The organism is Mycolicibacterium gilvum, from assembly GCF_900454025.1.
GTDB lineage: Bacteria > Actinomycetota > Actinomycetes > Mycobacteriales > Mycobacteriaceae > Mycobacterium > Mycobacterium gilvum.
Genome location: NZ_UGQM01000001.1, coordinates 985163 through 997850 on the forward strand (window position 1 = coordinate 985163; position 12688 = coordinate 997850).

The following is a 12688-nucleotide window of genomic DNA, read 5'->3' on the forward strand; positions in this document are numbered from 1 at the left end:
GTGCGCAGGCCACCGCGCCGGAGGGCGCTTGATCACCTGGCCGACCGGATGGGAGCTCGTCCCGCTGGCCGGCCAGCGCGTGAATCTCGGCAAGGCCCCAAGTGGGCCAGCCATGCCGGAAGCTATCGCTCCGATTGAAACAATCGAAACAGGACTGCGCCGAGATGGCACTCAAGGCTGTAGATCGGCCTACCGCCGCGACCCTGATGGCTATCTCACCGGATCGGGGGCGTCCAGGTCGATGATGCCGCTGCGCCAGGTACCCAGAATGTCGTCGACGCGGGGCTGCACTCGACGGCGCGCGTCAAGGGGTCCGACTCCAGACAGGATGAGATTGTCGTAGCCAGTGTCGATGTGACGGACGGATGCTGCGGCCCATTCGCAGATGGTGTCGGGGTGCTTGCAGGCGTTGGGGGAATAGCCCCCGTACACCGCAAGAAAGCGGGCGATTCCGCCCGCCCGCGCGGGTGGGCAGCCGGGGAATTCGGCGCGTATACCGTCGGCGGTGTTACGTCCCAGATCGTCGGTGTGCGCATTTCGGTGGTCGTCGGCGAGGCACTGCTGCGCTGCATACTCGATGTCGCGCTGCTCGGCCAGTACGCCCTCTAGTGACCGTCGCGTGTGGACGCGACCGACGGCGATGGTCAGGCGGGCGGTCTTGGTCGTTCGACGGGTCAGCGCGGCATCGCCGGCCGGCAGGTACACCAGATGGCCGAGGCCGGCACAATCGAGGCAGAAGCCGCCGCCGTTGGTGCTGACGATCGGTTTGTGGATGCCGCCGCAGTTGTCGCAGTCCACTTTGAGGTACTCGATGCGCACGGTCGGCCGCGGGGACGGGGTCTTGGGCGCTGGAGTGTCACTGGGCGCCCAGCGGATGCGGAAGGCACGCTCATATGCCGGATCATCGCTGAAAGCGAGCCCGGCGTAATCGGTTTCCCACGGTTGCAGGCCGCTCTCGTGTGCCCAGGCACTCAATGTGTCGATCGCGTCGTGCGTCGCGGTCGGGGTGACGCGAAGACAGCGGTCGAGTGACGTCACGAACCCCGCCAGCCACAGATCGACCTTCGCCTTTGCGGCCCAGCCCAGGCCGAGCATGACATCGAGGGGCGTCACGAACTGCTGATCGGCCAAGGCGTCATCCGCGATCTGCTCAACGCGAGAGTCGAGTCCTGACATCACATTCGCAGGGTATGACCATCCACTGACATGAGCTGCGGCCATTCTATGGATTGCGCGAGGAATTCCCCGCAGGCATGTACCCGGTACATGCCTGATCGGCTAAGGACTGGGGAGTTCCCTGATTCCCTCCGCAAGCATCAAGGCGTCAGAATCGGTGAGGGGGCTCTTCCCAACAGTAACCGGCACTAGTTAACTGGTGCCTTACGGGGAAATTTGGCAGTGCAATAATTTACAGTGCGTCAATATTCGTTTTGACGGTGGGGGATCGAAGCAGTGTCGCTTTCAGCGTGGATGAGCGATCACGAGTACGAGTGGCGTCAGCGCTTAATGCCGGTCAAGCTCGTCGTGGAGACGGACTTCAGCGAACACGAGGTTCGGGAAGCTCAAAAGCGGTATGGCGCTGCCGCGCGGCATCTGCTCGCTCGCGGTGAGACTCACGACGGCTTCCTAAAGACCTACCCGGCGCTGACGCTGTTGGTACTCGTCGGCCACGCATCTTTGGACTACGACCAGGGACGATACTGGGACAGCTTTTGGGAAGAGCTGGGTTGCGGCCAGGATCAGGACTTCGAAAGCGCGATCCGTCGCAATCTCACAAAGTTTCTCGACAAGTTCTCCCTCGCACGTTTCCCCGACATCGAAAGGGCTGCCGCGTACAGGTACGTCATGATGCTGGCCCTGCACGCCGGCATTCCCGTGCATTGCCTGCGTGACCTCCTCAAACTCATCAACGATCACATCGCGCAGGGGCGCCCCGCGCGTGGCGCTGCACTGGTCGAATGGCTACACGAACCCGGCAAGGAGCATCGGGCCGCGGATCTGGACGTTCCGGTGCGGAACTTCCTGGTGAACGGCGCAGAGTTTGCCATCGACATCCTCGACCGCATCATCGAATTCGTCGAAGCGGCGACGGCGGATCCGACGCTGTTCGATCTGCACCTTGATGCGTCGACAACTGGGCTGCCCAGCGTTCTGCTCCGTGAGCTGATTGAGCAGCTCCGGGAGGAGCCTCTGCGGTTCGAGCGTAAGCGGCTGGTGGCGAGAAACTCGTCGCAGCCGGCGATCATCTACAACGTCGACGATGACGAGATTGTGCTCATCCTGCCGACGCCCGAGGTGGACAACGACCTGCCGTGGCGGGTGTCTTTCGACGGCGAGGTGCGCGACGTTCACCCTGCGCGCAAGTGGGGCAGCGATGCCCAGACGGTCCGTGTCGCAGTACCAAGTCCGGTGCGTGAGACGGTGTTCTCACACCCGGGCCACGGCAGCTCAGCGTTGCCGGTTGTCATCAAGGCCGACCCGATGCTGACGTTCGATAGAGCGGGGCGCTGGATCGCTCGCAATGACGGACTGAAAGACGCGACGTGGGCCGTCTACCCTGACCTCTACGAATTGGTCGATCCACAGTCATCCAGGCCGCTCGATGTCAGCGACGTTGGCGTGCCCGCGGGTTGGCACGGATGGCGAAGCGCCTTCGTCGAACTTGACGACGTGGCGGCGCTGCAGCTGCGAGCTGCCGACGGAACGACAGTGGGCACCGAGCGGTGGGTCCGCAAGGACGCCCGCCCGTCCTTCGACCTGGGTGAGCCCGTAATCGGCCTGTACACCAATGACGGACGCACCGTATATGGCGCCAGGCCGTGGGTCATGCTGCCCCCGGCGCAATCAGACCCTGGCCCATCGTGGAACGTCCGGGTGCGTCATCTGGGCGACTCCGAGTGGCTCGTCAACGAGAACTGGGCTGCCGAACGCGAGGAAACGTGCGTCGACCCGTTCGACGAGGCAGAAGAACCACAACTCGGACTTTTCGAGATCGTTGTCAGCGGTCCCCTGGGCGCCGACGCCCGCTGCGTCATCTTCCTGGCGGAGGGGTTGGCGGCATCCTTCAGCGCGGCAGTGCGCGTCCCTGATGAGGGAGGGCTGACGCCATGCACGGCTGAGATTCTCGGCCAAGGCTTTTCGATCATGCCGGAGTCCACCTTTGAGTTCGATTCGCGCCGACTGGAGGCGAAGTTCAAGCTCCACGCGGACGACACGAGTGAAGAACTCGTGGTTCGACCGCCGCACATCGAAGTCCGAACGGGCGAGGCGGGGACTCCGGCCGCGTGGCGCATGACGCCGGCAGTGTGCGATCCGGAGGACTTCGCCGAAGATCGCTTTATTGCTGTTCGAGCGCCTGGCGTCGCCGCCGCCACGATGAGTTACTTCTCGGCCAGTGGGGGACTTCTTCAAACCGATGAGAACCCGCGTCGACGGCCGGGTGATGTGTTCGAATGCCGTACCCAGCAGTTCGCCGATACCGCCCGCGCCAACCCTGGAGGACGGCTCGTCGCGACACTCTTTACGACGGACGGACCCGTCGAGGTGACGATGCTGATGGCCCAGGCGCGTCAGCTCGCGTCGGGTGTTGTTCTTGACGAGGGCCGGCTGCGATTCATCGATGCGGCTCAGATCAGCGACCTCGCGTCGTATGTCTGGAGCTCAACAGCACCCTGGGTCGCGCCCGATGTCCTACCTGTCATTGACGGCGTAGCTACGCTTCCCGAGAGACTTATCGACGCCGGCGAGTTGAGATGCCAACTCTTCGTAGATGATCCGTGGGTCGCTATCGAGGCGCCAGTCTTCCCTTCCGAGAACGCCTTTCGTATCGACCAGCTCGGCTGGCGCGAGGACGGCACGGATCTCCAGGTTCAGCTCTCCCGCTATCTGGGCACCATGCGATCAGCGCCCAAGAACGTTGGGTCCGCGCCAGAGGTTTGGGCGGCATTGGCTCGCCTGCATGCTGACGACGCGATGGACCGCTTCCATGGGTTGATCGAGGTGCTGATCGACGACCCGCGGCGTGCCTTGGAACGGTTGGGAGACAGTACGATTCCGGCCGCCGACAAGATGGCGATGCTGATTCGCAGTGAAATCATTAACAGCAGCTTCGCCGCGGACGACACGCTGAACGATCTCCACAACCACCCTTGGTTCGGGTGCATGGTGGAACTCGCGGATCTGCCGTCTCTCCATAACCGACGTGCCGAGGTGCCCGAGGAGAGAGCCGAGACTCTGTCCTATCTGCGGGACCGTGGTGGCAATCCGCTGATGGACCTTCTGAGTACTGGCAAGAGTACGTCCGCTTGCGGTGCGTGCTTCGACAAGAACGTGTTGGCCATGGTGTCAGTCCCGCGTGGCCAGATTGAAAGCAAGCTTCGCGAGGTGCACTCGGTGCCCCTAGCGCAACTTCACCCTGACAATCTGCGCGCCGCCGTCTACGAGGCATTTCTGCAGCGAACCGGGTGGATGGAATCGGGCTGGTCGGTCAACTATGCACAGCAACTCTCACTGGTGCTTACACCGATCAAAAGGGCCGCTCAACCAGCGTATGAAGTGCTTATGAACCGGCGTGAACATGTTAAAGACATTGATGTGCAGGACAATCCGTGGGTATTGATGTCCGTGGAGTCTCTGACTCTGGCATTGCTGGCTCGACTTGAGGCTCACGGTCGGATCACCGGTCAGTACCTGAACCGCGGACTGCTCGGAAACTGGGCGACGATGGCGCATCTGTGTCCCACCATGGTCGCCAATGATCTGTTGATCGCCGAAGCGTTGATTCTTCACATGCGCCGCGGTGATCTCACTGGAGAGGATTCATGACGAACCGGCTCGATCCGCTTGAGACGTCCCGTCAGATTGAAGACAGCTACAAGCGTTACTTAAAGACGCTGCTGTCACCGCGGGATGGGCGCCTTGCCGAGGCGTTCGACGCGGAGGTCGATGCCACGCGCCTGCTCACCAAGGGACCGCTTCTGGAGTTGACGCCGCCCTACGAAACGGGTGCGACACCGCGGCAGCTGATGGATGAGGGCGTTCTCCACAAGGACTTCGCGCAGCTCGGCTTTCCGGTGGAGCAACCGCTCTACGTTCACCAGGAGACTGCGATCCGGAAGTTTCTCGCCGGCCGCAACTTGGTGGTGAGCACAGGTACGGGTTCGGGTAAGACTGAGAGCTTCTTGATCCCGATCCTGAACTCGCTCTTAGAGGAGCGTGCCAACGGAACTCTCGGCCCCGGTGTGCGCGCGCTCCTGCTCTATCCGATGAATGCGCTCGCCAACGATCAGCTCAAGCGACTGCGCTCAGTGCTCAAAGTATTCCCCGACATCACGTTCGGCCGCTACACCGGCGAGACACTTGAGAAACCCAGGGACGCAGAGAATGATTATCTGCAGAACAATCCGGGAGATCGACGCCTCGCGAACGAACTGCTCAGTCGCGAAGAGATGCGGGTCATTCCGCCAAATTTGCTGCTTACCAACTACGCGATGCTCGAGTATTTGTTGATCCGACCGGCCGATATCGACCTGTTCGACGGCGCCCACGGCGGGACCTGGAAATTCATCGTCATGGACGAGGCGCACGTCTACGACGGTGCGCAGGGCTCGGAAGTCGCCTTGCTCCTGCGACGCCTTAAACAACGGGTCGCGCCGAACTCGAGCGTCCAATGCATTGCGACATCAGCATCCCTGACCGGGAGTGTCCGAAACGATCCCAACGGCGAAGCAATGCAGTTCGCCAGCAACCTCTTTGACGTTCCGTTCGAGTACGTCGATGGCGACAGCTCGCGTCAAGACCTCGTGAAGCCGACCCGTAAGGCTCATGTCGACAGTGCAACGTGGCGTCTCACCGGGGAACAGATCCTGCGCCACGCCTCGGATGCCTCGCGGGACCACGAATTATCCCAACTTGGTGGTGCCGCGACGCCAGCCGCCGCACTGCATTCCGAATCCGCGATTGTCGGCCTCAGACGAGGGTTGAGCGGCGGTCCGCGCGATGTTCGCGAGCTCCAGGAGCATCTGTTCCCCGATGACCCGCAGTCGCCCGAGAAGCTCGACGCGCTGGTGTTGCTCGGTAGTCGCATCCACGACGAGACCGGACACCCTGTGCTCTCGGCCCGATACCACCTCTTCGTGCGTGCGACCGAGGGAGCTTTCGCCAGCTTCACCGAGCAAGGTCCCCGCATCTTCCTTGGCCGGCACGAAGTCGATCCCGAGACAGGCCGCGCTGTCTTCGAGTTTGGTACGTGTAGTCGCTGTGGCGCCGTCCATCTTTCGGGGGAGATCGATTCGCGGGGGCGGGAGGAGTTCTTCGTTCCGACGAAGAAAGCGGACGGGGCGGTCAACTGGCTCGTACTTGCCGATGCGGGCGTTGACGCACTTGTCGACGAGGACGAGATCACACTGGACGAGGTGAACGCGACGGTCGATCCGACGAGCCGCACCCTCTGCACGGGATGCGGATTGCTCGGCGCGGCTGGGATGACTCGATGTGACAACGCGCAATGCACCGGCGGTCCGGTATTGGCCGTGCGTGAACATCCGCGGGCCAAGAAGATCATGACGCGATGCACGGAATGCGGGGCGCAATCGCGGCAAGGCATTCGTCGGTTGCGGACTGACACGAACGCGGCACCCGCCGTGGTGACGACAGCGCTCTACCAGCAGCTGCCGGAGGCGGCGGATGAGACCGCCGACCAGGTGGGCGCTGGCCGAAAGCTGTTGATGTTTTCTGACTCCCGCCAGGCTGCGGCATTCGCGGCACCGTACTTGAACAGAACGTATGCGCGGTTACTCGAACGTCGATATATGGCCGAAGCCCTGCGAGACGCTGGTGGAGAGTCTTTGAACACTGGCGACCTCGCTCTCCTCACTCGGGAGAAGGCGCAGGCCGCCGGGCATTTCCCTCGAACCATGGGCGCCATTGAGGAGAAGCAGGAAGTCAATCAATGGGTGATGGGCGAGTTGATCACTCTCGAGACGCGACAGTCGCTTGAGGGACTCGGCTTGCTGTCGGTTGAACTCAAACGCGACTCACGCGTGCAGTTGCGGGGATTGACTTCGCTTGGGTTGCATGAGGATGAGGCGTGGGCTCTGCTGAACATCCTTGTAAAGACCGCGAGGATGCAAGGAGCGCTCAGCCCGCTCGAGCGGGTCGACATCAAAGACGAGCGCTTCGCCCCGCGCAACGCCACAGTGCGCATGCGGTCGACGGGTTCGGATGCTAAGAAGCAAGTGATCAGCTGGAACCCCAGCGGGCGACCCGGAACGTCGAACAGTCGAATCGTGTTCTTAACCAAGGTCCTTGCTGCTCTGAACAGCGAAGTTCCGGCGGCCAAGATTCTCGAAGGGTGCTGGAAGCTCCTCGAATCCGGCGGATATTTGTCGGCGGAGTCAGATCGCGTACTCGGATCGGTGTCCCAGCTGGACCACACCATGCTGACGTTGGCGGACGGCCGCTCACACGAGTGGTTCATGTGTGACACCTGTAGGACGCTGACGGCTCACTCGGTACGACACGTCTGTCCGAACAGTCGGTGCGTGGGCACCCTGCAACCATTCGCGCTGCCCAATCTCGCCGATGACACGAACCACTACCGCGTTGTTTATCAAACGATGACGTCGGCGCCATTGAGCTCCCAAGAACACACAGCGCAGTGGAACTCAAAGGAAGCAGCCATGATTCAGCGCCAGTTCATCGATGGACGGGTGAACGTGCTGTCGTGTTCCACGACGTTCGAGCTGGGTGTCGATGTCGGTGACCTTCAATCTGTGGTGATGCGGAATATGCCGCCGAAGACTGCGAACTACGTACAGCGCGCCGGGCGTGCCGGTCGGCGCGCCGCCTCTGCTGCTTTGGTGGTGACCTATGCCAATCGCCGCCCCCACGACTTGGCAAAGTTCCAGGACCCGGTCTCGATGATTGCCGGCCAGATGCGTATCCCGTGGGTTCCGGTCGACAACGCGAGAATCGCACGCCGACATGCCCATTCAATCGCTCTGGCCGCATACTTCCGGCATCGTGCGGAGCGCGACGACGCAACCTGGAAGCACGCCGGCCCGTTCTTCACATCATCGACCGCGGGAGAGGACTCTCCTGCGGCGCGCGTGCGGCACTTTCTCGACCCAGTACCCGACCAGGTTCACGAGGCGCTGCGAGCGGCACTGCCGCTGGAGGTCCAAGCAGAGATCGGTGTGCACGACGGAAGCTGGGTCCACGTGTTGGTGGAGCTGCTCGCCAGCGTCGAAGACGAGGTCAAGGCTGACGTCAAGTTCTACAATGAGCAGATCGACGAAGCAGGGCGCGAACGAAAGTTCAGACTTGCCGAGAAGCTGAAAGACACGCTGAACACGATCGAAAAGCGCGAACTGCTTGGTTTCTTGGCCAATAAGAACGTGTTGCCGAAGTACGGGTTCCCGGTCGACACCGTCGAACTGCGGACTCTGCACGCGACCGACTCGATCGGCCGCCGACTTGAACTAGGCCGTGATCTCGCTCTCGCGATTTACGAGTACGCACCCGGTAACCAGGTGGTCGCGGGTGGAAAGGTGTGGACTTCAGCGGGGTTGCGGAAAGTGCCGGGCCACAGATTGGTACCGCTGGAGTACCGAATCTGCGAGGTGTGTAAGCGGTTTGAGAGCGGCCACACTCTCGACGACTCCGCCTCTTGCCCCACCTGTAACAGCGCGTTCAAACCCACGCGCCGGCTGGTCAAGCCCGAGTTCGGATTCGTCGCGGAGCGCGAGAACCGCGATGTTGGCACTACACCGCCTGAAAGTCGTTGGCACGGTTCAAGCTATGTGGAGGACGCAGGTGAAGAGGTCGCGAGCTACACCTGGGCCGGAGCAGGCGGCATGAAGGTGACAGCGCGTGCGGGGATAAGGGCTCGGTTGGCTGTGCTGTCGGACGGTGGTGGTGGGGGCTTCATCGTGTGCGACTGGTGCGGATGGGCGGCCATGCCCCAGCGCGGCAGCAAGCGGCAGAAGCACCAGCGTCCGGAGGATGGACGCGACTGCGGTGGGCCGCTGGAGATTCTCTCTCTCGGACACCAATATCAGTCTGACGTTGCCGAATTTACGTTCGAGGGCGTGCACTTCCACAACGATGACGAGCCGGTGTGGCTGTCCGCGTTGTACGCACTGATTGAGGGTGCGTCGGAGGCGCTGGAGATCAGCCGGGACGACATCGGGGGGACTCTCGCGTGGAGTGCGGATCTGCGCCGGAGCATCGTGCTCTACGACACCGTGCCGGGAGGCGCCGGAGCGGCCAAGGTCATCGCGGCAAACATCGGTCCTGTGCTGAAGAACGCAGTGGAGAGACTCAACAACTGCGACTGCGGCCTGGAGACATCGTGTTACGGATGTCTAAGGACATACCGGAATGCGAAGGAACACGAACAGCTTTCGCGAGGTGCCGCGCTCCAGCTACTGGGTGAGGTGGTGTAGGCAGTGGACTCAGCTGTCTGTTGAGCAGCGCTATCGACGGAGTTTAGGTAGTCAGTTTATGTCGGTTCAGGTCGGTCCCCGTGTGTGCGGGAATCGAATGAGGGTTGTATCAGTCGCCTTTGAAGGGAGAGCAAGTGCCAAACAAGTTTGTTGATGTTCCAATCGGTCTAGACGAGGTTGCGTTGGCTCACAGAGGCTGGAGCTGTCTCGACGCGCGCGCTCGCCTCAAGGTTGATAACTGGAGCAGGCTGTCGGTTTCGCTTGAGCTCAGCCATGACGCTGAAGCCTGGACTAACCGGTTCATTGATCCTGACTTCATGCTCAGTCCTTTGGTTCTTGAGGTCACCAGTGTGGCCACCGGGCTGATCAGCTACGCATCGTTCGGCTTCCGTGACGCAGCTTCGGCGGTTGCCGGTGATATCCATGAAGCGGTGTCGGGTGTCATTTCCTATGGCGACGATCCGGTCTCGGCTTCTGATCTTCGACTGAAGTTGACGAGTTTCGACGCGGCCGATGTACCCCTTTCGATACGGCCGCTTCAGACAGTCCGAAGGCCACTCAAAGTGCAGTTCCGGTCGGCTTCGGCCGGCCTGGATGCTCTCGATCACGAGATAGATGTGGACGCCTACGTCTCTAGTGAGGATCCCGATGACGAAGAAGTCACCGTCTGCGTACGCGGAGTAACGACGATGGCTGCGTATCGAAAGCTGGTCGAAGTGACCGCTAGTCGCGATGAGGGACACGAGGACGGAGAATTCGAGATTCGGCTGCCGAATGTGCAGGTTGACGTTCTCGACGAAACAGATTTTCTACTAAAGCGCTTTGAGGCGACCCACTACATGGAGGTGAGCGGCGCCAGTGCAGACGACGTCCCGAAGCGGGCGGCCGAGTGGGTTGACTTCTTCACGGAGTCGGCAGACGAACTGGCAGGCGAGCCATCGAAAGTGGTGGTGCGACTAGTTCAAGGTTAAAGCCCTTTCTCGCAGCCTCGGACGCATGACAAAGAGCCTCTGGAGCTCCGGAATCAAAGCTACGAGACCTGATTTAGAATTACGTGCACGACATTTCTCCACATTTTCGGCGTGGAAGGCCGAGAGCAGACTTGTTAGATCGCCGGTCTCTTGCACTATCAGAGCGGAGGGGATTGGATTGAGGCTCGCCTTCATGGGAAAGCAGGGAGTATCAGGGTGACCCCTCCCGGCGAGTCCGGAGCGCATCAAACGCGGGAGGCCGCAGGGAGGGGTCAGGGATATGCCCCGATCGCATCACTCTTGGGGCAAAACCACACTGGCCCGGCACGGTCGGTCGCCGTTGCAGAGTTCGATCCGGACGAGGTTTTGGCAGATTGGGGAGGACGTTTCCCGTGCGGTTAACGATTCAGTCGGAAGTTGATTATCGCCGCGATACGCCCCTGCTCTGCAGCTTGGTCATGAACAGGTTAGAGCGGGAACAGCTTCAAGACCAGCTTCGCCAGCTTCTCGGTTCGGGCCTCGATCTCGGTGGCAGTCCATTCCGTCGCCTGAACGACATCGTCATTCAGCGGTAGTCGGTTCTTGAAGCCCACAAAGTTGCCCTTGCTGTCTTTTCGGTTCTTCTTGAACTGGAACGACCGATTGCCCAGAGTGCTGTTGTAGCCCGTAATGGTGAGGTTGCCCAGCCTGTGAACATGCTGTTGCTGAATTGCCGCTGCGACATCGGCACCCCCCAGCATGGCGATCCACTCCTTCGGCAGGCCGGGGCCTTGCGGCAGTATGTGCTCGATCGTCCACTTGAAGTGCTTCCCTTCACGTTCCCACAAATCGGTGAACGTTTCGGTGGTCATGCTTTCCCGAGCTAGTGCAATGAGTATGTATCGCGTGACGACGGCATTCTCGTTGTAGAGCGGGCCCACCAACTTGGCGTAGAAGGTCGTATCGTTGGACGCAACCTTGCGTAGGCGCCGGCGCACTGAATCAACGATCGCTTGGCCAGACATTTCGGATGCTTCCGCAATGATGGACATAAAGAGTCGCTGCAGCGCGTTGGTCGCGGGATCGCCCGTCAGGTTTCTTCGGACAAAAAAGCTGGTTAAAGTTTCTGTGATCGTAGTGAGCTGTTTGTCGTTTAAGTGCAAGTCATTTCGATACGTCATCAAATACAGGAGTAGCGCTTCGGAAGGTGCGCCCTGAACCCGTGCCAAATCAGCGAAGGCCTCGTCGAGGTCATTCTTCTGCTCGTCGGCGTCCAGATTGCCAATGATGCGCCGGTAGACCCCGCCACAGTAGAGGATGTCCGCCAGTCGGTTCTCGACGTCGGTAGATATGAGCTTCTCGTAGATCCGGATGAGGTTCGATCGGGTGGCGATCGGTGCTTTCGATACCGTAGGAAGTTCGTCTTTGAATGCGTTGTAGTAGTGCCGGAAGAATCTCTCTTGCGTTTGGTAGTCGTCGCCTAGGTCGCTGAGAAGCTCATTCCACTGATCGAACACGTGGTCGGCGGTAAAACTGCTGTGGCGCTTTTTATCTGCCGCCGCGAGCAGCGAGTTCTTGATGATGTCAATCGGGGTGAGCTGCATGCCGCGGTTGTTCAGCGACTCGAACAGTGTGAACGCGTCGGAGGTGCTCTCAACTTCGAGCTTGACAAGGATTGCCCGCTTGACCCGCGTGAGGAGATCGAGAATGGGCTTAACCGAAAGCTTGGACCCGGCCTGCTTCTCGATACGGCTGCCGAAATGGTTGTAGGCCTTCATGATGCGTCGGTTGCCGAGGAACTTGACCGGAGGCGCCTTGACGTCCAAGCCGCTGCTTTTGAGGACGTGTAGATAGTCGTCGTAGTTAGAGTTCTGGATCTGTGGACGAACCCGGAGGCGAATGGGGTCCTTCAGGATCAGTTGTCGCCGAAGGTTGTTGAGCTCGGTGTGCTCGTCAGCGTCGAGTTGGTCGATGTGGTCGTTCAAGAACTTATAGATCGCCGCCATGAGAATCGATACGGTCGTCATCCGCTGCTGGCCGTCGACCAGTTCGAGCACGTTCTCTTTGGTGGTGTTTGAGGTGCGGTTAATGCAGATGATGGTGCCCAGGAAGTGCCCGGCGCTTGGGTCTTCCTCCTCGAGCAGGTCATCGAAGAGTTCATCCCACTGCTGTCGCGACCAGGCATACTCGCGTTGGTATTTTGGTATCTGGTAGATCACGGTGTCCTCCGAGCTGAGCAGCTTGTACACCGGGTCGTTACCGACGGACTTGATCATTGTTGCCTCCCACTCC

The 12688-nt window shown here is 60.6% G+C and carries 5 protein-coding genes; 3 read left to right on the top strand and 2 right to left on the bottom strand.

Annotation, left to right across the window (positions count from 1 at the left end; translation table 11 throughout):
* Positions 1–210: 210 nt before the first annotated feature.
* Positions 211–1176: a DUF2293 domain-containing protein gene (locus tag DYE23_RS04765; RefSeq protein WP_172527710.1), complete on the bottom strand. Its 966-nt coding sequence runs from the start codon at positions 1174–1176 to the stop codon at positions 211–213.
* A gap of 294 nt (positions 1177–1470) precedes the next feature.
* Between DYE23_RS04765 and DYE23_RS04770 the strand changes: the two genes are divergently transcribed.
* From DYE23_RS04770 to DYE23_RS04780, 3 genes are all read left to right on the top strand, one after another.
* A complete protein-coding gene (locus DYE23_RS04770) occupies positions 1471–4824 on the top strand; it encodes a hypothetical protein (protein ID WP_235660326.1) in 3354 nt (1117 codons plus the stop codon).
* Positions 4821–9446: a DEAD/DEAH box helicase family protein gene (locus DYE23_RS04775; RefSeq protein WP_115326635.1), complete on the top strand. Its 4626-nt coding sequence runs from the start codon at positions 4821–4823 to the stop codon at positions 9444–9446. Before DYE23_RS04770 ends, DYE23_RS04775 begins: the two co-directional genes overlap by 4 nt.
* Positions 9447–9580: 134 nt before the next feature.
* A complete protein-coding gene (locus DYE23_RS04780; protein ID WP_235660327.1) occupies positions 9581–10417 on the top strand; it encodes a hypothetical protein in 837 nt (278 codons plus the stop codon).
* Between the two features lie 467 nt (positions 10418–10884).
* Here the strand turns inward: DYE23_RS04780 and DYE23_RS04785 are convergent, their stop codons facing one another.
* The gene (locus DYE23_RS04785) at positions 10885–12672 is read right to left on the bottom strand and encodes a DUF262 domain-containing protein (protein ID WP_115326637.1); all 1788 of its coding nucleotides are present in this window, start codon (positions 12670–12672) and stop codon (positions 10885–10887) included.
* Positions 12673–12688 lie beyond the last annotated feature (16 nt).